The sequence below is a fragment of the Phenylobacterium sp. genome (assembly GCF_031425575.1).
GTDB lineage: Bacteria > Pseudomonadota > Alphaproteobacteria > Caulobacterales > Caulobacteraceae > Phenylobacterium.
Window position 1 is genome coordinate 1 of sequence record NZ_JANPJP010000287.1, and the last position, 21,468, is coordinate 21,468.

28 protein-coding genes and 1 tRNA gene are annotated in these 21,468 nt (G+C 67.7%); 14 read left to right on the forward strand and 15 right to left on the reverse strand.

Annotation, left to right across the window (positions count from 1 at the left end; translation table 11 throughout):
* Window positions 1–476 (forward strand): hypothetical protein (locus RMO97_RS16000; protein ID WP_310542028.1); only part of this gene is annotated, 476 nt, incomplete at its 5' end.
* Window positions 477–618: 142 nt separating this feature from the next.
* Here RMO97_RS16000 and hisN read toward each other — a convergent pair.
* Window positions 619–1,428 (reverse strand): histidinol-phosphatase, encoded by an 810-nt coding sequence (gene hisN / locus RMO97_RS16005; protein WP_310542029.1) that lies wholly within the window; start codon window positions 1,426–1,428, stop codon window positions 619–621.
* Between the two features lie 62 nt (window positions 1,429–1,490).
* Window positions 1,491–1,874 (reverse strand): helix-turn-helix domain-containing protein, encoded by a 384-nt coding sequence (locus RMO97_RS16010; RefSeq protein ID WP_409035326.1) that lies wholly within the window; start codon window positions 1,872–1,874, stop codon window positions 1,491–1,493.
* 136 nt (window positions 1,875–2,010) lie between these two features.
* Between RMO97_RS16010 and RMO97_RS16015 the strand changes: the two genes are divergently transcribed.
* Together RMO97_RS16015 and RMO97_RS16020 are read left to right on the forward strand one after the other, a co-directional pair.
* The gene (locus RMO97_RS16015) at window positions 2,011–2,928 is read left to right on the forward strand and encodes a lysophospholipid acyltransferase family protein (protein ID WP_310542031.1); all 918 of its coding nucleotides are present in this window, start codon (window positions 2,011–2,013) and stop codon (window positions 2,926–2,928) included.
* A 117-nt stretch (window positions 2,929–3,045) separates the two neighbouring features.
* Window positions 3,046–4,305 carry an alpha/beta hydrolase gene (locus RMO97_RS16020; protein ID WP_310542032.1) on the forward strand — a complete coding sequence of 420 codons (1,260 nt, stop codon included), beginning with the start codon at window positions 3,046–3,048 and terminating at the stop codon, window positions 4,303–4,305.
* Here the strand turns inward: RMO97_RS16020 and RMO97_RS16025 are convergent.
* From RMO97_RS16025 to RMO97_RS16040, 4 genes are all read right to left on the reverse strand, one after another.
* Complete coding sequence (locus tag RMO97_RS16025) at window positions 4,302–4,988, reverse strand: M23 family metallopeptidase (protein WP_310542033.1); 687 nt, start codon at window positions 4,986–4,988, stop codon at window positions 4,302–4,304. The genes RMO97_RS16020 and RMO97_RS16025 overlap by 4 nt on opposite strands.
* 143 nt (window positions 4,989–5,131) lie before the next feature.
* Window positions 5,132–5,350, reverse strand: coding sequence for a DUF2093 domain-containing protein (locus RMO97_RS16030; RefSeq protein ID WP_215342380.1), 219 nt, complete (start codon window positions 5,348–5,350; stop codon window positions 5,132–5,134).
* A gap of 28 nt (window positions 5,351–5,378) precedes the next feature.
* Window positions 5,379–6,971 (reverse strand): exodeoxyribonuclease VII large subunit, encoded by a 1,593-nt coding sequence (xseA, locus tag RMO97_RS16035; protein ID WP_310542034.1) that lies wholly within the window; start codon window positions 6,969–6,971, stop codon window positions 5,379–5,381.
* A gap of 62 nt (window positions 6,972–7,033) precedes the next feature.
* Window positions 7,034–7,534 carry a GcrA family cell cycle regulator gene (locus RMO97_RS16040; RefSeq protein ID WP_215342376.1) on the reverse strand — a complete coding sequence of 167 codons (501 nt, stop codon included), beginning with the start codon at window positions 7,532–7,534 and terminating at the stop codon, window positions 7,034–7,036.
* Between the two features lie 221 nt (window positions 7,535–7,755).
* On the opposite strand from RMO97_RS16040, the gene RMO97_RS16045 reads away from it, so the two are divergent.
* The 3 genes from RMO97_RS16045 (at window position 7,756) to argF (ending at window position 10,974) form a co-directional block, all read left to right on the forward strand.
* A complete protein-coding gene (locus RMO97_RS16045; RefSeq protein ID WP_310542035.1) occupies window positions 7,756–8,577 on the forward strand; it encodes an ABC transporter permease in 822 nt (273 codons plus the stop codon).
* Window positions 8,578–8,751: 174 nt separating this feature from the next.
* Window positions 8,752–9,930 carry an aspartate aminotransferase family protein gene (locus tag RMO97_RS16050; protein ID WP_310542051.1) on the forward strand — a complete coding sequence of 393 codons (1,179 nt, stop codon included), beginning with the start codon at window positions 8,752–8,754 and terminating at the stop codon, window positions 9,928–9,930.
* Window positions 9,931–10,041: 111 nt separating this feature from the next.
* Complete coding sequence (gene argF / locus RMO97_RS16055; protein ID WP_310542036.1) at window positions 10,042–10,974, forward strand: ornithine carbamoyltransferase; 933 nt, start codon at window positions 10,042–10,044, stop codon at window positions 10,972–10,974.
* Between the two features lie 15 nt (window positions 10,975–10,989).
* Here argF and RMO97_RS16060 read toward each other — a convergent pair whose 3' ends face one another.
* Window positions 10,990–11,496, reverse strand: a complete 507-nt coding sequence (locus RMO97_RS16060) for a Clp protease N-terminal domain-containing protein (protein ID WP_310542037.1) — start codon at window positions 11,494–11,496, stop codon at window positions 10,990–10,992.
* Window positions 11,497–11,504: 8 nt separating this feature from the next.
* Window positions 11,505–11,726: a helix-turn-helix domain-containing protein gene (locus tag RMO97_RS16065; protein ID WP_310542038.1), complete on the reverse strand. Its 222-nt coding sequence runs from the start codon at window positions 11,724–11,726 to the stop codon at window positions 11,505–11,507.
* Window positions 11,727–11,839: 113 nt separating this feature from the next.
* On the opposite strand from RMO97_RS16065, the gene RMO97_RS16070 reads away from it, so the two are divergent.
* Window positions 11,840–12,754 carry an Hsp33 family molecular chaperone gene (locus RMO97_RS16070; protein WP_310542039.1) on the forward strand — a complete coding sequence of 305 codons (915 nt, stop codon included), beginning with the start codon at window positions 11,840–11,842 and terminating at the stop codon, window positions 12,752–12,754.
* A gap of 168 nt (window positions 12,755–12,922) precedes the next feature.
* Here RMO97_RS16070 and metZ read toward each other — a convergent pair whose 3' ends face one another.
* Entirely contained in the window at window positions 12,923–14,107 is a 1,185-nt protein-coding gene (gene metZ / locus RMO97_RS16075) for an O-succinylhomoserine sulfhydrylase (RefSeq protein WP_310542040.1), read from the reverse strand.
* 207 nt (window positions 14,108–14,314) lie between these two features.
* Here metZ and RMO97_RS16080 point away from each other — a divergent pair, with 207 nt between their 5' ends.
* The 6 genes from RMO97_RS16080 (at window position 14,315) to RMO97_RS16105 (ending at window position 16,765) form a co-directional block, all read left to right on the forward strand.
* Complete coding sequence (locus tag RMO97_RS16080) at window positions 14,315–14,536, forward strand: hypothetical protein (RefSeq protein ID WP_304780946.1); 222 nt, start codon at window positions 14,315–14,317, stop codon at window positions 14,534–14,536.
* A 7-nt stretch (window positions 14,537–14,543) separates the two neighbouring features.
* The gene (locus RMO97_RS16085; protein WP_310542041.1) at window positions 14,544–14,762 is read left to right on the forward strand and encodes a hypothetical protein; all 219 of its coding nucleotides are present in this window, start codon (window positions 14,544–14,546) and stop codon (window positions 14,760–14,762) included.
* A gap of 239 nt (window positions 14,763–15,001) precedes the next feature.
* The gene (locus RMO97_RS16090) at window positions 15,002–16,030 is read left to right on the forward strand and encodes a 2'-deoxycytidine 5'-triphosphate deaminase (protein ID WP_310542042.1); all 1,029 of its coding nucleotides are present in this window, start codon (window positions 15,002–15,004) and stop codon (window positions 16,028–16,030) included.
* 17 nt (window positions 16,031–16,047) lie between these two features.
* Window positions 16,048–16,260, forward strand: coding sequence for a hypothetical protein (locus RMO97_RS16095; protein WP_310542043.1), 213 nt, complete (start codon window positions 16,048–16,050; stop codon window positions 16,258–16,260).
* A gap of 162 nt (window positions 16,261–16,422) precedes the next feature.
* Complete coding sequence (locus RMO97_RS16100; protein ID WP_310542044.1) at window positions 16,423–16,623, forward strand: hypothetical protein; 201 nt, start codon at window positions 16,423–16,425, stop codon at window positions 16,621–16,623.
* Between the two features lie 67 nt (window positions 16,624–16,690).
* Window positions 16,691–16,765, forward strand: a tRNA-Gly gene (locus RMO97_RS16105).
* 77 nt (window positions 16,766–16,842) lie between these two features.
* On the opposite strand, the gene RMO97_RS16110 is transcribed toward RMO97_RS16105, so the two are convergent.
* The 3 genes from RMO97_RS16110 to RMO97_RS16120 form a co-directional block, all read right to left on the reverse strand.
* Window positions 16,843–17,970 (reverse strand): site-specific integrase, encoded by a 1,128-nt coding sequence (locus RMO97_RS16110; RefSeq protein ID WP_310542045.1) that lies wholly within the window; start codon window positions 17,968–17,970, stop codon window positions 16,843–16,845.
* A complete protein-coding gene (locus RMO97_RS16115) occupies window positions 17,951–18,157 on the reverse strand; it encodes a hypothetical protein (protein WP_310542046.1) in 207 nt (68 codons plus the stop codon). The genes RMO97_RS16110 and RMO97_RS16115 overlap by 20 nt, the downstream gene beginning before the upstream one ends.
* A gap of 208 nt (window positions 18,158–18,365) precedes the next feature.
* The gene (locus RMO97_RS16120; RefSeq protein WP_310542047.1) at window positions 18,366–18,569 is read right to left on the reverse strand and encodes a hypothetical protein; all 204 of its coding nucleotides are present in this window, start codon (window positions 18,567–18,569) and stop codon (window positions 18,366–18,368) included.
* A 44-nt stretch (window positions 18,570–18,613) separates the two neighbouring features.
* Here RMO97_RS16120 and RMO97_RS21595 point away from each other — a divergent pair, with 44 nt between their 5' ends.
* Window positions 18,614–18,943 carry an excalibur calcium-binding domain-containing protein gene (locus tag RMO97_RS21595; RefSeq protein ID WP_409035327.1) on the forward strand — a complete coding sequence of 110 codons (330 nt, stop codon included), beginning with the start codon at window positions 18,614–18,616 and terminating at the stop codon, window positions 18,941–18,943.
* A 328-nt stretch (window positions 18,944–19,271) separates the two neighbouring features.
* Here the strand turns inward: RMO97_RS21595 and RMO97_RS16125 are convergent, their stop codons facing one another.
* The 3 genes from RMO97_RS16125 to RMO97_RS16135 all read right to left on the reverse strand — a co-directional run bounded on the left by RMO97_RS16125 (window position 19,272) and on the right by RMO97_RS16135 (window position 21,268).
* Window positions 19,272–19,745, reverse strand: a complete 474-nt coding sequence (locus tag RMO97_RS16125; RefSeq protein ID WP_310542048.1) for a hypothetical protein — start codon at window positions 19,743–19,745, stop codon at window positions 19,272–19,274.
* Window positions 19,746–19,912: 167 nt separating this feature from the next.
* A complete protein-coding gene (locus tag RMO97_RS16130; RefSeq protein WP_310542049.1) occupies window positions 19,913–20,911 on the reverse strand; it encodes a hypothetical protein in 999 nt (332 codons plus the stop codon).
* Between the two features lie 147 nt (window positions 20,912–21,058).
* On the reverse strand, window positions 21,059–21,268 hold the full coding sequence (locus RMO97_RS16135) for a hypothetical protein (protein WP_310542050.1): 210 nt from the start codon (window positions 21,266–21,268) through the stop codon (window positions 21,059–21,061).
* Between the last annotated feature and the right edge of the window lie 200 nt (window positions 21,269–21,468).

Sequence of the window (21,468 nt, forward strand, 5' to 3'; positions counted from 1 at the left end):
CGGCCGCGCCGAAGCCGGCCGCGCCGGCGGCTGCGCCCAAGCCCGCGGTGGCTCCGAAGGCCGCCGCCAAGCCCGCGGCCAAGAAGCCTGCCGCGAAGGCCGCGGCGCCCGCCAAGGCCGCTGCGCCGAAGGCGGCCGCGAAACCTGCCGCCAAGGCTCCGGCCAAGGCCGCGGCTCCGAAGGCCGCCGCCAAGCCCACGGCTGTGAAGGCGCCCGCCAAGGCCGCCGCCCCCAAGGCTGCGCCCAAGCCGGCCGCGACGCCCGCCGCCGCCAAGCCCGCTCCGAAGGCCGCTGCGGCCAAAGCCCCCGAGAAGGCGCCGGCTCCGAAGCCCGCCGCCAAGGCCCCGGCCAAGCCCGCCGCCGCCAAGCCCGCGCCGAAGGCTGCAGCCACGCCGGCCGCCAAGCCCGCAGCCGCCAAGAAGCCCGCGACGGCCAAGAAGGCTGCCGCCCCGAAGGCCGCACCTAAGAAGAGCTGATCCCCTTTACCGCTCACCCTTGCGAAGGCCGGGGCCCAGATCCCAAGGCTCTGAGCATCCGGAGAAGGGTCTGGAAGTCTCTCCGCAGACGCATTGCTCTACGACCTGGGTCCCGGCCTTCGCCGGGATGTGCGGATGCTAGTTAGTTCGCTGACCGCCTCAGCGCGACCAGGGCCTCGTCGAGGCAGGCCCGGTCGCCGGCCATGACCATCTGGCCGCCCTGCTGGCCGACCGGGTTCCCGCGCCAGTCGGTGACCAGGCCGCCGGCCCCTTCAATCAGTGGGATGGCGCTCTCGATGTCCCAGGATTTCAGGCCGGCCTCGATGACCATGTCCATCGTGCCGGCCGCCACCATGGCGTAGGCATAGGCGTCGCAGCCCAGCCGGGCGAGCTTGGCCGCCGCCCGCACCTGGGTCCAGGCGCCCAGCTCTGCGCCGCTGAAGCAGCCCTCGGGGTCGGTGGTGGCGATGATGGCGTCGGTCAGCTTGGGGCAGGCGCGCACCCGCAGCACCTTTTCGGTTCCCCGCGCGATCAGGCGCGAGCCCCCGGTGTGGCCGATATAGAGCTCACCGATATAGGGCTGGCCGATTGAGCCCAGCACCGGGCGGCCTTCGTGCCGCAACCCGATCAGGGTGGTCCAGACCGGCAGGCCGGCGATGAACGCCCTGGTCCCATCCACCGGATCTAAGACCCAAACAAACTCCGCCTCCGGGCGGTCCTCGCCATACTCCTCACCGATCACCCCGTGTTCTGGGTAGCGCTCGGTGATCAGCTTGCGGATCGCCGCCTCCGCGCCCTTGTCGGCGGCGGTGACGGGATCGAACCAGGTGGCCGTGCCCTTGTCCTCCAGGCCGTGATCGGCCCGGAACAGCGGGGCGATGACCTCGGCGGAGGCGCGGTTCAGTTCGATCAGGAAGCTGTCGAGAGCAGCGAGACGGTCGGGAGCGAGCATGCACCCGCTTTATCCCGCCGCTCGCGCTTCCGATATCCCCCCAGATACGCAAAGCGGGGGCTTTAGACGGCCTCGTGTTCGCCGTTGAGCGACTTGGCGAGGTCCAGCAGCCGGCGGCGCGGACGCTCACCCAGCTGGTAGTAGGCGCGGATCAGGTCGAGGGTTTCCTTGCGGGCGAACATCTCGCCTCCGCCGTCGGCTTCGTTGGCCGGCTCGCGCTGGGCCAGTTCCGAAAGGCCGTCATAGAAGTAGCCGACCGGCACTTCCAGGGCTTCGGAGAGCTGCCAGAGGCGCGCGGCCGAGATGCGGTTGGCGCCGCATTCGTACTTCTGGATCTGCTGGAACCGCACGCCGCAGGCGCCGGCCAGTTGCTGCTGGGTCAGACCCAGAAGACGGCGGCGCCGGCGAAGGCGCTTACCGAGATGAACGTCGATGTCGTTACCCATGGGTTGCACCGCCCCCTTCTTCGTATCTGTTGGCGCCCGTCCCAAAGCGAGACGGTCTGGCCTGAAATGGGCAAGTCGCGCGCCAGGAGACTCCGGCTCGCGTTGCACGACTGGGGGGCTGCGGTTAGGAGAGGCCATGGCGGAGACACGACCCTCCCTGGCCCAGCACGTCGTGTGGCGGCTCGAGGCCCTGGCCTACGACCTGGTCACAGGCCTGGCGCGGCTGTTCCCCATCGATGCGGTGTCGGACTTCGGGGCCTGGCTGTTCCAGCGCCTGGGGCCGCTCACCAGCACCCACAGGGTCGTGCAGACCAACCTGCGCATCGCCTTTCCCCAGGCCGACGAGGCGGAGATCGTCCGCCTGACCCACGAGAGCTGGGCCGAGGCCGGACGGGTGGCCCTGGAATTCCCCATCCTCGACAAGATCATCAATGACCCGACCCGGGTCGAGGTGGTGAACGCCGCGCGGCTGAGGCAGATCGCCGACAGCGGGGAATCGGTCGTGTTCATCTCGGGCCACTTCTCCTCGATGGAGGTGATGCCCGCCGCCATCGTCCATGCCGGGATCACCTGCCAGATCACCTATCGGGCGATGAACAACCCTCATGTGGACGAGAGCTTCCGCCGCAGCCGCTTCCGCTATGGCGTGCGGCTGTTCGCCCCGAAGGGGACCGAGAGCGCCCGTGAACTGATCCGCGCCCTGGGACGGGGCGAGTGCGTGGCCCTGATGAACGACCAGAAGTTCAATGGCGGAGTAGCCGCGCCGCTGTTCGGGGTCACCTGCTACACCGCGCCGGGCCCCTCCAGCTTCGCCCTGCGCTTTGGCATTCCGCTGCAGCCCATGTCGGTGCAGCGCACCCACAAGGCCCGCTTCAAGGTGGTGGTCCACGACCTGATCCACCTGGCGAACACCGGAAACCGTAACGCGGATATCGCCGCCGGAGTGGGGAAGGTGAACGCCTTCATCGAGGACCGCATCCGCGACCGGCCCACCGAGTGGTTCTGGGTCCACAAGCGCTGGCCCAACGAGGTCTACAAGCGCAGCCGCAAGTGAGCGGGAGCGATGGCTTCTCAGCCTCTTGACCGTGCCACGGTGGCAGGCGGCGGGGGCCAGATCAAGCCAAGCTAATGTGCTTTGCCAGGCCGCCCGGACCTCGCCGATTTTCCGGCCATGACCCCAGATATCTCAGGTGACTGGCACGGCGTCCTCGACACCGGCCAGGCGAAGGTGAAGCTCGGCCTCCGGTTCGAGGGCGACACCGTATGGATGAATCGACGGTCGGGCGCCGTCGACCCTCTGGCGCTGCGCCGCGACGGCGATGGGGTCGGCTTCGAACTCCTTCCTGTAGACTTGGCGTTCGTCCTGCGTCCGGTCGGCGATCGGCTCGAGGGGACCTGCTTGCACAACAGCGTGGATTTCCCGGTCAGCCTCGCTCCCGGGGTGGCGCTGCCTGTCTCCCACTCGGTCCGTCCGCAGACGCTCACACCGCCCTTTCCGTATGAGGTGGAGGCGATCAGTTTCACCGGCGCCGACGGCTCGAAGCGATCGGGAACCCTGACGCGCCCGCCGGGTCTCGGCCGGCCCCGCGTCATCGTCCTTTCCTGCTGGTTCGGCGAGGTGGACCGCGACCAGACGGTGGCTGGCCACAGGCCCATGGCGCTCTGGGCCGACCACCTGACCCGCCGTGGCTTGGCCACCCTGCGCTATGACAAGCGCGGCGTGGGCGCTTCGGAGGGCGTCTTCGACACCGCCAGCACCGGGGACTTCGCCGCTGACCTGGCGGCCGCCATCGCCTTCCTGAGGACCCGGTCCGACATCGGCGCAGTGGGCCTGCTGGGCCACAGCGAAGGCGGCCACATCTCGGCTGACCTCGCCGCCGCCGATCCGCATATCGCCTTCTGCGTGATGATGACCCCCACGGCCCTCCCCGACGAGGACATCCTTGAAACCGAGATGTTCAACGCAGCCCGCCTGGTGGGCGGCGTGCCTCGCGACTTCGACCGCACGGTCGGCTTCGTCCGCGCGCTCGCCGAGGCCTCCAGGGCGCCCACGCCCGAACAGACCCTCGCACGGGCCCGGGAGATCCTAGCCGCCGCGGCCTACCCGGCAGAGCGCCTGGAGCTGCGGGCCGCCATCGCCGCCAAGCCCTGGCAGCGCTATTGGGCCACCCACGACCACACGGCCGGGCTGCGCGGCTTGACCTGCCCGGCTCTCGTGCTGCTGGCGGAGAAGGACCTTCAGACCCCGCCCCGGGCGCACGCGGCGGCGCTGAGGGCGGCCAATCCCGCGGCGACGGTGGTGACCCTTCCCGGCCTCAATCACCTGCTGCAGCCGGCGGTAACCGGCGCGCCATCCGAGTATCGGGAGATCGAGACCAGCCTCGATCCGAGCGCGATCGACGTTGTGTGTGACTGGATCTCGGCGCTCTAGGCCGGCGTCCTCGCCCCCACCATCAGGGTGGGGTCCAGGTTGCGTCCGTGCCACTTCATGCGCCAGCAGAGGTGGGGGCCTGTCGCCCGGCCCTCCTTGCCCACGGCCCCGATCACCTGGCCCTGGCTCACCATCTCGCCACGCCGGACATCCACGCGGGACTGGTGCAGGTAGAGGCTGATCAGGCCCTGGCCATGGTCGATCATGGTCAGGCCGCCCTCGAAGTGCATACCGGTCTCGGCGAAGGCCACGAGGCCGGCCGCCGGCGCGCGGATCGAGGCGCCGGTGGGGGCGGCGAGGTCGGCGCCGTAGTGGGGCGTGCGGGGTTCGCCGTTAAGGATGCGCTGGCCGCCGAACCGGCCGCTGATCCGGTACTTGGCCAGGGGCGCGATGAAGCCGGTCTTGAACCCGTCCAGGTCGGCGCGGCTGGCGAAGCCCTGGGCCTTGCGACCGGCCTGCGCCCTGATGCGAGCCAGCAGGGCTTCGCCCGTCGGATTGACCTGGTTGCTGGCCAGGCCGCCGATCCGCTGGATGTCGAAGTCGCCGGGCGCGATCTGGGCGATGTGGCTGGCCTCGCCTTCGCTGTTCACCACCCGGATGATCGCCTGGGGCCCGGCGTCGCGGTCGAAGCCGACGACAAAGTAGCCGGCCTCCGAGGCCAGGCCCTCATCCGCCCCGTTCACGAAGACTCGGGCGCGGGGGCTGGTGCGGCCGATGGCGAAGCCGCCCTGTTGGTAGCGGCCGGTCAGCGACAGGCCGGGCGGCGCCGCGCGCGCCGGGGTCCAGAGGCCGATCGCCCCGAGACCTAGAAGGGCGCCACGCCGGTTCAGCGGTTGGTCGCCTGCCAGCGGGCCAGGCTCTCAGCGGGGCCGGCATAGGCTTCCTGCAGGGGGGCGCTCCAGTAGCGTAGGGCCTCCAGCGGCACCTTCACCCCGGAGACGGCGCAGACCACATAGCGGCCCGGCTTCAGGACGACGAACTCGCCGTCGCCATAGTGGACGACAGCCAGGTCGGCGGTGGATCCGGATAGGTCATGGGCGTTCATGGGCGCCATCCTAAACGAGGCCGCCGCCTCAGAACAGATCGCCCTGCGCGGAAGGTGTCGAAGTCGGCTTGGTCGGGCGGACCGAGCGCGCAGGCGCCGGCTGCGGATCGGGCGCGGCGGTCGGCGTCCCGTCAATAGTGGCCTCGCGGGTGGTGTCGGCGAAGACCAGGCTCACCCCCTCGCCGCTGCGCAGGGATGCGCCGTCCAGGGCCAGGGACCCATCGGCCCGGATCACCTTGGCGAAGCCCCGGCGAGGCGGGGCCTTGGGGTCGAGGGGCGCCAGCAGCTTGGCCTGGTAGGCCAGCCGCTCGGTCATCCGCTCCAGGCCCCGCGTGAGGGCCGGACGGAGGCGGACCGACGTTCGCGCCAGCGCCTGGGCCTGCTGGTCCTGCGGCCGCTGCAAAAGGGCAGGGACCAGGCGTGCGGTGAGGCGGCCAAGTTCAGTGCGGTGGACCGCGACATTGCGCGTGAGCCCAGCCGCCAGCCGCGACGCGGCCCCGGCCAGCCGCTCGGCGCGGACCTGCTGCGGGCGCTGCAGCAGGCCGGGCGTCAGGCGCGAGGCGGTGCGGATCAGCTGGTTGTCGTGGATGGCGATGTTGCGATTGAGCGCGGCGGCCAGGCGGCTGGCGGCCAGGTTGAAGCGCTGGGCGGCCATCTCCACCAGGTCAGGCACGCGGGCGAGCGCCCGGTCGGCGTTGGCCACCCGCTGCCGGCGGTCCTCGACGATGCGGCCACCCTGGCGGTGCAGGCGCGACGTCAGATCAAGGGTGGCGGCGCGCAGCTCGGCCAGGACGGGCGTGGCCATCTCGGCGGCCGCCGTCGGCGTCGGGGCGCGGCGGTCGGAGACGAAGTCGATCAGGGTGGTGTCGGTCTCGTGGCCCACCGCCGAGATCAGTGGGATCGTCCCGGCGGCCACCACCCGGGCCAGGCCCTCGTCGTTGAAGGCCCAGAGGTCCTCCACCGACCCGCCGCCGCGCGCCACGATCAGCACGTCGGGGCGCGGCACGGGACCGTCCGGGGGCAGGGCGTTGAACCGCTGGATGGCGTTGCTCACCTGGGCGGCGGCGGCGTCCCCCTGGACCACGCAGGGCCAGACGATCACCCGGCAGGGCCAGCGGTCGCGGATGCGGTGCAGGATGTCGCGGATCACCGCCCCGGTCGGGCTGGTGATCACGCCCACCACCATCGGCATGGCGGGCAGGGGGCGTTTGCGCGAGGTCTCGAACAGCCCCTCGGTCTGGAGTCTGGCCTTCAGCCGCTCCAGCTGGGCCAGCAAGGCGCCGACCCCTGCGGCCTCCATGGTCTCGATGACGATCTGGTAGCGGGAGCCGGCGGGGTAGGTGGTGATCTTTCCGGTGACGATCACCTCAAGCCCCTGTTCGGGCCGGACCGACAGGTTCTTCACCGAGCCCTTCCAGACCACCCCGTCTATGGCGGCGCGCTCGTCCTTCAGGGTCAGATAAACGTGGCCGTTGCCGTGGAAGGTGACCTTCGAGAGCTCGGCGCGCAGGCGGACAAAGCCGTAGGCGTCCTCAAGCGTGCGCTTCAGGGCGAACGCCAGTTCTGAGACAGAATAGGCTTTGGCGTTGGAGTCGGTCGACTCTGCCAGGACATCGGTCATGGAATGAGATTAGCGAGGGCCGGGTCGAAACCCAAACCCTCGCCCGCTGTCCAGGCGGTAAACTAGATGTACCGGCGCAGCGAACGGGCCAGTTCGTTGGGGCCTGAGCGCTTCTTGGCCTGGGCCGGCTGATAGGCGACCCGGGCGTGTTCGGCGCAATAGGGGCCGTCATCCTGGCGGCGGCCGCAGAAGGTGAAGCCGTCGGTGGAGGGATCGCCGATCGGCCACTTGCACATGTGGGCGCCGAGAGTCAGCACGGTGGCCGAGCCGGGGGCCTCGTCGATATAGCGGACCGGGGCCGGCACGGGCGCCTGGGCCACCAGGGGCTCGGCGATGCGGCGCGGGGCGGCGGGCTGGGCCACGGCGCGTTGCGGACGCGGGGCCTTGAAGACCGGGCGGGCGGGCTTGGAGGGGGTGGCGCGGCCCGACAGGCCCAGCCGGTGCACCTTGCCGATCACCGCGTTGCGTGTGACGCCGCCAAGCTGCTTGGCGATCTGGCTGGCGGACAGGCCGTCCTGCCAGAGCTTCTTGAGATTTTCGACGCGTTCGTCTGTCCAACCCATGGTCTTGCTCCGCGTGTCCTGGTTCCATCAGCCCCGCGCGGCAGACCCAGGATCAATATGTTGTGGCAGCGCGCTACTCACGACATCACCAACTACCAGATATCGTAAACAGATCCTTAAGACCCACAATAGGCGCCCCTGTCTTCATCCACAGGAACCACATATAGCGTCGGAAGGCCGCACCCTTGCGCTTCGCGCGGCCTGGGCGCACATGAGCGCCCATGAAGGATATGCCCGACGCCGCAGCCGTTATGCCGCCCGAGCCCCGGGGCTATCACGGGGTCAACTGGGCGGGCTTGCGCACCCTCTATCTCCGCGAGATCCGCCGGTTCTGGAAGGTGGGGATGCAGACCCTGGCCGCCCCGGTGGTCACCGCCCTGCTGTACATGATGGTCTTCGTGGTGGCCGCCCAGGGGGCGCGGGCTCCCGTCCACGGGGTGGAGTTCGCCACCTTCGTGGCGCCCGGCCTGATCATGATGCAGATCCTCAACAACGCCTTCGCCAATGCGTCCTCCAGCCTGCTGCAAGCCAAGATGAACGGCCTGACCGGCGACTTCCTCACCCCACCCCTGACGCCCCTGGAACATGTGGCCGGCTTCGCGCTCGGCGCCGCCACCCGCGGCATCGTGGTGGGCGCGGTCACCTGGCTGGCCGTCCTGCCCTTCGCCGACCTGCCGGTCACCCACCTCTGGGCGATCCTCTATTTCGGCGTCGGCGCCTCGCTGATCCTGGGCCTGCTGGGCGTCATGGCCGGTCTCTGGTCGGAGAAGTTCGACCACATGTCGGCGGTGACCAACTTCATCATCATGCCCATGACCTTCCTGTCGGGCACCTTCTACCTGGTGGAGCGCCTGCCCGAGCCCTTCCGCTCGGCCAGCCACTACAACCCGTTCTTCTATTTGATCGACGGCTTCCGCTACGGGTTCATTGGCCACGCCGAGGGCTCGCTGATCGCCGGCGTGGGCATGACCGCCGGCCTGGTGATCGCCTTCAGCTGCATCTGCCTGTGGATGTTCGAGACCGGCTACAAGCTCAAGACCTGAGCGCGTCACACACCGGTCGTCGCCCAAGAATATTGACAGAGCGGGGTTCGAAGACGAAAACGTCGAGCCTCCTGTCCCCGCCGCCACGCGCCGGGGACGCTTCTCTTTTGGGAGGTATCCCCAGTGACTGAAAAGACCGCGACGCAAGCCGCGCCCGTCCCCAGCGATCACATCATGGGCGTGTACAACCGCACCCCGCTGGCGTTCGAGCGAGGCGAGGGCGCGCGACTTTTCACCACCGATGGTGAGGCCTATCTCGACTGCATGGCGGGCATCGCCGTCAACGCGCTCGGCCACGCCAATCCCAAGCTGGTGGCGGCGGTGAAGGACCAGGCCGAGAAGCTCTGGCACGTGTCCAACATCTTCACGATCCCCGGCCAGGAAAAGCTCGCCAAGGTGCTGACCGACGCCACCTTCGCCGACGAGGTGTTCTTCACCAACTCCGGCGCCGAGGCCATCGAGTGCGCCATCAAGACGGCGCGCAAGTATCACTGGGCCAAGGGCGCCCCTGAGCGCATCGACATCATCGGCTTCGACGGCTCTTTCCACGGCCGCACGCTGGCCGCCGTGAACGCCTCGGGCAACAAGGCCTACCTGGAGGGCTTCGGCCCGCCCATGCCGGGCTTCGTCCAACTGCCCTACGGCGACCATGAGGCGTTGAAGGCGGCCATCGGCCCCACCACGGCGGCCATTCTGATCGAGCCCGTGCAGGGGGAAGGCGGCGCCCGCGCCCTGCCCGAGGTCTGCATGCGCGGCTTGCGCCAGTTGTGCGACGAGCACGGCATCCTGCTGATCTATGACGAAATCCAGTGCGGCCTGGGCCGGACTGGCAAGCTGTTCGCCCACGAATGGGCCGGCGATGCGGCCCCCGACATTATGGCGGTGGCCAAGGCGCTCGGCGGGGGCTTCCCGGTCGGCGCCTGCCTGGCCACGGCCGAGGCCGGCCGCGGGATGACCGTTGGCAGCCACGGCTCCACCTACGGGGGCAACCCCCTGGCCATGGCCGTGGGCCTGGCGGCCATGGAGGAGCTCAACAGCCCCGAGCTCCTGGCCCACGTCCGGGAGGTCGCAGGCTATTTCGTCCAGCAGCTCTCGGGCCTGCAGGAACGCTTCCCCGACGTGGTGGAGGATATCCGTGGCAAGGGCCTGCTGATCGGCATCAAGCTGAAGACCCCCAACCGCGAGTTCATGCAGCATGCCCGCGACCAGCACATGCTGATCGCCGGCGGCGGCGACAACTGCGTACGCCTGCTGCCGCCGCTGACGCTGACCCTGGAAGAAGCCCAGGAAGCGATCTCGAAACTGGAAGCGTCCTGCGAAGCGGCGCGAACCCAGGCGAAAGCCGCAGCCTGATTAACTCCGCTCATCCCGGCGAAGGCCGGGACCCAGATTAGGACTTCTCGCTCTCAGGATGAACCTGGGCCCCGGCCTTCGCCGGGGTGAGCGGGATTTGGGGGATCCCCAATGACCCAAGTCAGACACTTCCTCGACCTCTGGCGGATACCTCCCGCCGACCTGCGCGTGATCCTCAATGACGCCAGGGCCCGCAAGGCCGCGCGCAAGGGCTGGACGCAAGGCCGCATCGACGCCGACGCGCCAGGCACCGAGCGGACCCTGGCCATGATCTTCGAGAAGAACTCCACCCGCACCCGCTTCTCTTTCGACGCGGCCATGCGCCAGCTCGGGGGCGATGTGATCATCTCCACCGCCAACGACATGCAGCTGGGCCGCGGCGAGACCATCGAGGACACCGCCATGGTGCTCTCGCGCATGGTCGACGCCGTGATGATCCGCGCCAACCGCCACGCCGACCTGGAGACCTTCGCGGAGGTCGCCACCGTGCCGCTCATCAACGGCCTGTCGGACAAGAGCCACCCTTGCCAGATCCTGGCCGACCTGCTGGCCTTCGAGGAGCGCTGCGGCTCTGTTGAAGGTAAAACGCTGGCCTGGATCGGGGATGGCAACAACGTCTGCTCGACCTTCATCCACGCAGCCCCCGTGTTCGGGTTCAAGCTGAAGATCGCCAGCCCCGCCAGGTACCATCCCGACCGCGTGGACCTGGCTCGCGCCGCCGAGCTGCAGGGCCGGATCGAGGTGAGCGACAATCCGCTCGAGGCCGTCACCGGCGCCGACTGCGTGATCACCGACACGTGGGTCTCCATGGGCGACACCGACCGCGATGACCGCCTCGCCGCGCTCGGCCCCTATCAGGTCACCGAAGCCCTGATGGAGAAGGCGAATCCCGGCGCCGTCTTCATGCACGACCTGCCCGCCCACCGGGGCGAGGAGGTGACGGCTGAGGTGCTTGACGGTCCCCGCTCCCTGGCCTGGGATGAGGCGGAGAACCGCATCCACGCCCAGAAGTCGATCCTGGCCTGGTGCTTCGGGAAGATCTGAGTCCCGAGGGCTGCGTCAACGGCCCGCCTGATAGGCGCTGACCTCGGCCAGAGCCGCCGATTTCAGGGCGGCGGGATCGACCCCCATGGCGCGCAGCGAGCGGGGTGCGACGCCCTGCTGCATCTCCGCGATCACGGCGACCACATCGCCACTGAGCAAGGGAGTCCTTTGCTTCCGGGCCGCCAGGGCCTTCAACACCGCCTGCCCGGATGCGGCGGCGTCATAGAGGCGCGTCGGCTTGGCCGGCGGCTCGACGCTGTCGGCGTGCGCCGGATCGAGGCCGACGGAGGCGAGCGCCTCGCCATATTGCTGGGTGATGGCGCGCCTCAGGCCGGCGGGGTCGGCGTGCAGCCGGGCGAAGGCCCGCCCGGCGGCGCCGTCCGGCAGGTCGAGGGCGGCCAGCAGGAAGTGCTCGGCGCCGGGCTGGCGCTGGTGGTCGGCGAGCGCATGGGCTTCGGCTTGCAGGCAGAGGGACTTGAGCGTGCCCATGTCCTTGAGGCGTCGTTGGAGGGCGGCGAACATCGGGGCTCCTAGGATGAGCGGGTTTGGGGAATGGTGTCCTTCAGGCGCCTGTGGGCGGCCTGTTTCGAGACCCCCAGGGCCTGGGCGATCATGGTCCACGACCAGCCTTGATCCACGGCCGAGATGACCGCCCGGCGCTCCAGGCTATCGGCCAGGCGGCGCAGGGCGACCACCGCGGCCAGGGCCTGCTCGGGGTCGTCCGGGGAGGGCAAGGCGTTCGCGTCGATCATGCGTCAACAATAGTTGACGGCCAGCACTTGTCAACACCTGTTGACGGTTGGTTGTCGGCACCCAACGCGGCAAGGCTCGCAAAACGGTCGGCCTTTCCCTATATGGCCGCCCCATGAGCATCGACACCAACGCCGCCCCCGACGATCTCGTCGCCCCCTTCCAGATCGAGGGTGAGCCCGTGCGCGGCCGCCTGGCCAGGCTGGGCGCCGCCGTGGACGAGATCCTGGCCGCCCACGACTATCCCGAACCCGTCGCCAACCTGCTGGGCGAAGCCTGCGCGCTCGCCGCCCTCGTGGGCTCCAACCTGAAGTTCGACGGCCGGCTCATCGTCCAGGCCCAGGGCGACGGCCCGGTCCGCTACGTCGTGGTGGACTACGACACCGACGGCGCCCTGCGCGGCTATTGCCGCTATGACCCCGACGCCGTGGCCAAGGCGGCTCAGGGTTTCGTGCGGCCGGGCGCCAAGACGCTTCTGGGCGAGGGGGTCTTCATCATGACCGTCGATCAGGGCGCCGACATGGACCGCTACCAGGGCATCACCACCATCGAGGGCGAGACCCTGGCCCTGTGCGCCGAGCAGTACTTCGCCCAGTCGGAACAGACCCCCACGCGGGTGCGGCTGGCTGTGGGTCAGGCTGATCTGGGCGACGGCCTGCGCTGGCGGGCCGGGGGCATGCTGATCCAGAACATCGCAGAGGACGAGAACCGCGGGCCGACGGCGGAGGCCTGGGTCCGCACCCAGGCCTTCTTCGAGACCATTGGCGAGGACGAACTGATCGACCCCACCATCTCGGCCGAAACCCTGCTGTTCCGCCTGTTCCACGAAGACGGCGTGCGGGTCTTCGAGGCTAAGCCGCTGAAGGCCTTCTGCCGCTGCTCCCAGGACCGCATCGAGAGCGTTCTGACCTCGTTCTCGCCCGAGGAGCGCGCCGACATGGTGGAGGACGACGGCCTGATCAAGGTCACCTGCGAGTACTGCTCCAGCACCTATTCGGTGGACCCTGCCCGGCTGACGGCGGAGGCGTAGGTGATCGTCCTTCTCCCCTTGCGGGAGAAGGTGGCCGGTCGGAGACCGGTCGGATGAGGGGGCGACAGACTTGTCGGCCAAGCCTTGCGGACTGAACGGAGAGGGGAGTGCGACCCCTCATCCGTCAGCTACGCTGACACCTTCTCCCGCAAGGGGAGAAGGACACCTCTAAGCCGCGTCCAGCGCCCGCTCGACGTCGCGGATCAAGTCCCCCGACCCCTCCAGCCCCACGCTCATCCGCACCCAGCCCTCGGTCAGGCCAATGCTAAGGCGCTCAGCCTCCGGCATGGAACGGTGGGTCGTGGTGGACGGGTGGGTCGCCATCGACTTGGCGTCGCCGAGGTTGTTGGAGATGTCGACGATGGCGAGCGTATCGAGGAAGCGCCACGCGGCCTCGCGGCTGCCCAGGTCGAAGGCCACCACGCTGCCGCCGCCCGACATCTGGTTGGCGATGATGGCGGCCTGGGGGTGGTCGGGGCGGCCGGGATAGATCACCCGCCGGCATTTGGCGTGCGCGCCGATGGCGTCGGCCACCTTGGCGGCGTTCTCCGTCTGGCGGGTGACCCGCAGCTCCAGGGTCTCCAGGGCCTTGACCAGCACCCAGGAATTGAACGGCGAAAGCGCCGGCCCGGTGTGGCGCAGGAGGTCCTTGTAACTTTCGGTCATCAGTTCGGCGCCGCCGAGGATCGCGCCCCCCAGCACCCGGCCTTGGCCGTCGATATGCTTGGTGGCCGAATAGACGACGATGTCGGCGCCCAGCGCCAGGGGCTTCTGGAAGAGCGGGGTGGCGAAGACATTGTCCACCACCAGTTTGGCGCCGGCCGCATGGGCCACGTCGGCGACGGCCCCGATGGCGGTCACCTCCAGCAGCGGATTGGCGGGCGTCTCCACCAGGAAGGCCTTGGTGTTGGGCCGCACGGCGTTCTTCCAGGCCTCGATGTCGGTGGCGTCGACGAAGGTCACCTCCACCCCGTAGCGGGGCATCAGTTCCGACAGGATCCAGCGGCAGGATCCGAACAGCGCTCGGCCGGCCACGATGTGGTCGCCGGCCCGCACCAGGCCCTGCAGGGCCACATGCACCGCAGCCATGCCCGAAGCGGTGGCGCGGCACTGCTCGGCGCCTTCCAGCAGCGCTAGGCGGTCCTCGAACATCTGGGTCGTGGGGTTGCCGAAGCGCTGGTAGATGAAGCCTGGCTCCTCGCCGGAGAAGCGCTTGTCGGCCGCGCTGGCGCTTTCGTACGAAAAGCTCTGCGTCAGGAAGAGGGCCTCGGAGATTTCGCCGTACGGGGAGCGGGCCATGCCGCCGCGCACCAGCTTGGTCTCTTGCTGCCAGGTGTTCGGATCTTCGGCCATGGGGCGCTCCTATAAAGACGTCCGCAGAAAGCGCCTTCGCGCGCCAAACCGGAATCCAGTTTTCCTGCGAAAGCCTTCAGGGAGGCGGCATGAACCTCACGGCGCGCGCCGGGGTCAAGCTTCACCGTTCGCCGTCTGGCTGAATCGGCTTCCGACTTGCCCAAAAACACGGCAACCTCAGCTTAACTACAGGGAGGACACCACCTAATGCCGCTCAATATGCTGTTTCGCCTTCTCGGCCTGATCCTGGTTGTGCTGGGCCTGCTCAACGTCGCCATCGGCTTCCTGCCGGCCTCGGTCCTGGCTTCCATTCCGAAACAGCTGATGCTGGTGGAAGGATTCGCCCAGTCGGTGAGCCTGCTCGGTCTCGGCGCCATGATCTATCTGCTGGCCGAGATCGCCGCCAAGCGTCCCGCCAAGAGCTACTAAGGGCGCCATGCCGGTCAATTTCGCGATCCGGGTCTTCAGCCTGATCCTGACCTTCTTCGGCGCGCTGAACCTCGTGATCCTGGCTCTGTCGGACCATCTGCAAAGCTGGGTTCCGGCGGTGCTGCGCCCGGCGGCCAACTTCGGTGAGGCGCTCGCCCTGTTCGGGGTGGGCGCCGCCATCGCCATGCTGGCCGAGATCGCCGCCAAGGTCGGACGCAAGCACTAAGGCGAGCGGGGGCGGGGGAGGAGAGACCCCAGCCCCCGCCTGCCTGACCGTCATCCTCAGGCTGTCCCGAGGATCCATGGACGCTGTGGCGCCGGGCGCTCTCGGCGGTGACGTTCGCGTCCTCTGCGGAGAGGCGGAGATCATGGGTCCTCGGGACAAGCCCGAGGGTGACGCTGGATGTTCAAACCGCCAACACGCCGCACTTGCCAATCCAGCCCCTCCCGGCGAGTGTCCCGCCGATGACCGACGCGACCCGCGCGGGGATTCTCCCCTGCCAATCCATCGATGACCTGATCGCCCAGGGCGCTATCGCCTCGGCGACGCCCTTCGACGCCGATCAGGTGCAGCCCGCCAGCCTCGACCTGCGCCTGGCCGCCCGCTGCTGGCGGGTGCGGGCGAGCTTCCTGCCCCGCCTGGGCCGCACGGTGGCGAGCCGCATCGCCGACGTGGCCATGCATGAACTGGATCTCTCCAAGGGCGCGGTCCTGGAGAAAGGCTGCGTCTATATCGCCGAGTTGCAGGAGCGCCTGCACCTGCCCCCCGGCGTCTCGGCCCGCGCCAATCCCAAGAGCTCCACCGGGCGCGTCGATGTCTTCGTGCGCCTGCTGTCGGACAACCAGCCGGCCTTCGACGACGTAATCGAAGGCTATGACGGCCCCACCTATATCGAGATCGCGCCCCAGACTTTCTCCATCCTGGTGCGCGCCGGCACCCGGCTGAACCAGCTGCGCCTGAAGCGCGGCGCCCCGCCGAAACTGCTCACCAAGAGCGTCGGGGTCGACCTGTCGGACGGCGTCGCGGGCTTCCGCGCGCGCCGCCACGCCGGCGTCATCGACATGGACAATGTCGACGGACACGACCCGCGCAACTTCTGGGAGCCGCTGATCCCGCAGAACGGCGAACTGCTGCTGGATCCGGGCGAATTCTACATCCTGGCCTCCAAGGAGGCGATCGAGATCCCGGTGCTGCAAGCCGCCGAGATGACCCCCATCGACCCGTCGGTGGGCGAGTTCCGCGTCCACTATGCCGGCTTCTTCGATCCCGGCTTCGGGACCGAGGAGGCGCAGGGCGTGGGCTCCAAGGGGGTGCTGGAGGTCCGCAGCCACGAGACCCCCTTCCTGCTGGAGGACGGCCAGACCGTCGCTCGCCTGGTCTATGAGCCCCTCACCGCCAAGCCCTCGCGCCTCTATGGCGACCAGGGCAGCCACTACCAGCGCCAAGGCCTGAAACTCTCCAAGCACTTCCAGCGCTGGACGGCGAACGGTTGACCAGACCTGAGCCGTCCGTGGTCAAGCGGATCCTTTGGAGCTGGCTCAAGTATGCGTTGGCATTCGAGGGGGTGGTTCTCGGCGGGTTTGCCTATGTCGCCTTCAGAAACCACACGGTCTTCTACCGCGACGCCGAGGCCTTCGAGGATTTCCTCGTCTACTCCGTCGTCGTGGTCGGCGCAGCAGCCATCCTGGCGGTGGCGGGCGTGTTGAGCGGCGAGGAGGGCTGAGGGAGCTCGCCTGCGCCTCCGACCTCCCCACCCCGGCCACATTCGAGGCCTAGATCGTCCGCACACTGCGGCGGGTCGCCACAGCCAAGCTGTTGATCGCGTTAACCATATTTAAGTTCGACTCGCGGTTTCCTGGAACGTGAGGGACCAGGAAAACCCGCCATGTCCGACGCGACCTACATCGCCTTCGTACCCACCGCAAAGCGCGACCGCCTGCGGGCGATACTGCAGACCGAGGACACCGGCCCCTTGGCCTGGCGCGAACAGCGCACAATGTTCGGCAGCGAATTCTACTTCTCGGGCCCCCCCGGCCTCGCCCGCAAGGCCCAGGCCTATGTCGCCGAATGGGTCATCACCGGTTAGGCGCTTGAGTGGGCTCCGGAGACCCGCTAGAGAACCCCCACTGCAAGCCTTACCCGATAAGGCCTTCGCGGGCGTAGCTCAGGGGTAGAGCGTCAGCTTCCCAAGCTGAATGTCGTGGGTTCGAATCCCATCGCCCGCTCCATAAATTCAAAGACTTAGCGTCCACTTTCGGGACGGGTCTCGGGCAGTCGGGAAATAGTCGGGAGTTTTGTTCCGGCTTCACCCCTCCGATTCGCGCTTCCGGATGCGCTCGGCGAGGTCGCGGACGATGGCGTCGCGGTCCACATAGGCGGCTAGAAGCCGCTCCACGCGCTCTTCATCCCAGCCGATCACGTCGGCGATCTCTGAGGCAGAGAGGCCCGCCTTGCGCAGGCGCGTGCCGAAGGTCCCGCGTGCGTCATGCAGGTGCTTGTCGACGCCGGCGAGGGTCTTGGTGTCGATCACCGCGCCCTCCAGGCCTGAGGCCGTCCAGGGCAGGCCTCGGGTGTTGGTCAGGACAGTCGTGGGTTCGGGCGGTGCCGGGCGGTACTCGTCAGGCCGTCTGGCCTTGCGAGGCTTCGCGTGGAGCGCCGCATGGCGGGCAAGCTGGTCGGCGCGGATATCCGCCAGGAGCTCGCGCGTCTCCTTCAGCAGCGGGATCACCTGAGTCTTGCGACCGCGGCTCTTGCCGGTGGGCATGACGATGGCAACGTCGCTGATGTGGCTCCAGCAAAGGCGGGTCAAGTCGCTGCGCCGGAAGCCGGTGAGGCAGGCCAGAGCCACGATATGCCGGTGCTGCGGCGTCACGGCGGCCTTGGCGTAGGCGGCCAACTCCTCGGCCGTCCATATCTGGTCCGCGCGGTCACTCTCGTAGAGTTGCCCGACGCCGGCGGCGGCGTTGAGCGCCAGCAGGCCCCGGTCCATTCCGAAGGCCAGGACGCGAGACAGGACCTGGACGGCGTAGTCGGCGGAACGTGGGCGGTCTGCCCATTGATCGCGCCAGGCCAGGAGGTCGGCGCGCACGCGGCGGTCGTCCAGCGCCTTCAGCGGCAGGCCGCCAATATCGAGGTCAGCCGCGTCGGCCTCAATCCGATCCAGCCAACGGCGCCACTCGGCCTTCGTGGTATCGGCGTTCTTGTTGAACTCCGGCGAGGCGCGATAGCGGCGCACCAGGCTGGCGAGGTTCTGTTCGTCGGGCTTGGCCTTCCGCGCGGCCACGGCGTCGTTGTAGGCGGCCATGAACTCGGGCTCGCCCGGCTTCCCAGGCAGGCGTGGGCCGCCCTTCCACGCCCACCAATAGGTCACGCGCGAGCCGTCCGCGAGAATCCGCGACTTCGAGTTCAGGCCCTTAAGGCGCACGACGGCCACGCTGCTTCTCCCGCCAGCTGTCTAGGTCGTCCACTACGCCGAGGCGTGCGGGCGGGGTCAACCCGTCGGCGGGTTTGGCGGCTGGGATGATCTCGACCTCTCCGCCGGGCTTGATCGTGATCGAGGCCGCCACAAGGCCGCGCTGGTCGAGAGCCGCGAGAGTGCGCGCCAGTGCAGCCTTGGACATGGAGCGGCTCACCTGGGCAGCCTCTCGAACCCCAGCTGCTGAACTGCCCCCTCGATGTATCTCGCCGCGCAACGGATCAGCGCCTTCTGGGTGAGCGGGTTCGTCTGCCTTACGGCCTCGTCCGCGCTCCGCCGCGCCGCCTCGATCATCCGGGCGGAGGCCGACCCAGGGGCCGCGAGGGGGGCATTGTCGTTCGCGCCGACGGTCATCAGTTGAACCTGTCGCCATCGGTGAGAACGGCGTCGAAGATCCTCGCGGCTTCCGGGTTTGCGATCCCCTGACGGGTGCGTTCGGCAAGATTCTTGGCGTGCTCGCTGCACATTTCGCGGAGCCTGGACGGGGTTTTGGCGTCTGGATGGGTGGCCATCATCATGCCCGCCACCAGGGCCATCGCGTCCAAGACTTCGCCCATGGGCAGGTAGACCGCGCCCTGCTCATCCTTGGGTGAGGGGCATTATGCATCGCATATGTGGAACAGCGGCTCTGTCGCTGATCATCATTTTTGTTTCGACACCGGTGCTTGCTCACGGCGGCGGCCTGAATGCAGAGGGCTGTCACAATGACAGGAAGAACGGAGGGTATCACTGCCACCGGGGCGCTCCGCAGACATCCCGACCGGCGTACGGTTCTGGTGGCAGCCCGGCAAAGGCGGTGCGGTCAAACAGCGGCGGTGCCTTTGCGAACTGCACAGCAGCGCGCGCAGCGGGAGCAGCGCCCGTTCGCCGAGGCGATCGGGGATATGGTCCACACCTAGATCGTGATGGAGATGGCGTCGGATGCGAGTAGCCACTGAGGGAGACAGCCCACTTAACACGTCTCCGACAGAGGTTAGCTAGACAGCGCCAGGTGGGCCCAAGTCTTCCATGACGTCCTCCAAGGCCGGAACGGACGGTTCGGCGGCGACTTCGTCGAGGATAGCCATCCTGGTGGCTGCGGCCTCGCCAATTAGCTGGCTACGAGTCCTCATATCGGTCGGCTCGGTGGCTGCGCTAAGGAGCGCCTCGACGTAGTTGGCGCTCTCGTCTGTATTTTGCATCGCCAACCCTCCGCGCGCTCGGGTACCATCGTTATCGGCTCAGCGCGAACAATAGATTAACCATCCCGCCGCCGGGGGCTACTTCTTCACGCCCTCAACAATGGCGCCCTTCGCCGAATCCAGCACGCCACCCACAATGGGGCTCGTTCCGGCGCTTTTTCCACCCGAAGACCCGGGAGGGGCGGAGCAGCCGATCCGTTGTTGTGAGGACCAAGGCGTCGGTAGGTTCGTGCCGGCTGAGAACTTCATCACGACGGTCTGAGAGCCGCAGATCTTGGCAGCTTTCAGGGCGGCGTCCGCGGCGGGCTGGAGATAGCCCAACGCGGTGGAGCAATTCTGCATGCAGTTGCTAAGATGTCCCATGTTGGCTTGCTGATTGTAGCAACTATTATGATCTGTCTTGCTTGCCAGCAGGGCTCCGGTGACGCCCAAGGTCGCGGTACATGAACAATGGGCTGACTTGAGCCCTTTGCAGGAATGCGCCTGCGCCTCAATGCTCCAGGAAGCGGCGCTAAGGCCAATTATCACGGCCGCCAGTTTCGAAATCTTCACCCCGGTCACTCCTCGTGGCTTGCCTTAACAATTCAGCATGGTGAAGCTAGGCGCTTTGACAGCTTGAGTATTGCAATATTTAGCGGCGCGATGGCTGAGCCTGGCTCGCACACCTCTATATTGGCCGAGGCGACCGTCAGCGGCGTCCGTCCCCAGTCCCTGAAACGCTATCGCTCGACGAGCCGGTCTGGCGCGAAGAGGCGATGTCCTGGCGCCGCTGGTAAGCCCTCGCGGGGTGAGACACCGATCCTCGACAAACTCGTCAGGAACTCCTCGGTCAGGGTGGCGAACTCCGCCGTGCCAGCAATCACGTTGGGTCTGATTACGACAGCTTCCGGCACCACGAAGCCGCCATGCACCCATCGCTCCATGACGCCCAGACTGACCAACCGGTTCATGCGGCGGCGAGCGGTCTCGTAAGGCATGAGCATGAACTTCGCGATGGCGATGACGCTTACAGGGGTCCGGTGGCCGTCCGATGGTATGTCGGCCAAGCCGCCAAACTGAGCCCCGAGGATGGGGTCATGAACCAATCGATCCACATTCGCCAACGAAGTCGCCCGCAGCAAGAGCACGTCTACGAAGTCAAGCTCCATGACCCTGGCCATCAGGCAAACCGCGTCCAGGAAGTATTCCACTGAGAGCCGCATGGTCTGCCGACTGACGTCGCGAGCTGGCGCGCTGCTGCACACATTGGAGGTGACGCCAAACCTCTCCAACTGCACCACCAGGTTCGTGGTCAGGGCAGCGTTCTCCTCAATGGCCCGAAGAAATCCTGGACCTTGGAGGACGGCGCGCGGCACGACCAATCCACCGTCAATCAAGACGCACAGTCCAGTCGCCTTGAGGTTCGCAACGTGTCGTCGCGTGGTTTCGTAGGGGAGGCCCAGCTCGCGCGCGACACGATAAACGGTGACCGGCACGCGGACGTCGTCGGGCGGAACTTCGCTCAAACCGCCGAACGCAGTCACGGCCTCGGCCGTTGTGGCGAAGGCGCTCACATTCGCTCTCGAGATCGACAGGAAGATCAGTGCCTTGATCACGTCGCGGTCTATCGCCTGGGCGACCACCCTTGCGGCGTGGAGCACATAGTTTGATCCCAGCCGATAGGTCTGACGGCGCATGTCACGTAGAACTGTCGCGGAGGTGTCCGAAATCGAAGTCATACCAGCGTCCCAACGGGCGCGCGGCTCGCACTCCCTACTGACCCGGGACACCCCAGTCAGTGAAGCCGAATTGCCACGCAAGCCATTTGAATAACCTGGTTACGTGAAGTGCTTTTGTTCCGACGGCAAGTGCCTGACCAGCAATTCCTACGTCACCACTACCCGAAGCACCTTCCAGTACCCCCCACCGCCCCGCTCGATCTCACACAGCGCGCTCTCGCCGATGAACTCCGGGACCTCGTGCGGCTCGAAGAAGCGGTGCTGGCGGCTGCGGCTGCCGGACTTGATCATGAAGTAGACCGTCTTGCCCGCCAGATCGGTGCGGCGCTCGATCTCACGGACTTGGGTGGCGCGCATGTTGTCCTCCGGCCGAAGTCCTAGAGCCGGTGAACAGGACGAGTCGAGACAAATGTTCCACATTTGTTCTGAAGAAGGACGGGAACCCGCAAGCTGGCCGCGCTCAAGGGTGTGGGCTTAAAGCCTGATCCGGACTGAAAGCGGAACGCTCGGTTGGGCGCTGCTGCACCAACGGCGCTTCGAGGAGCTGGCGCATCTGG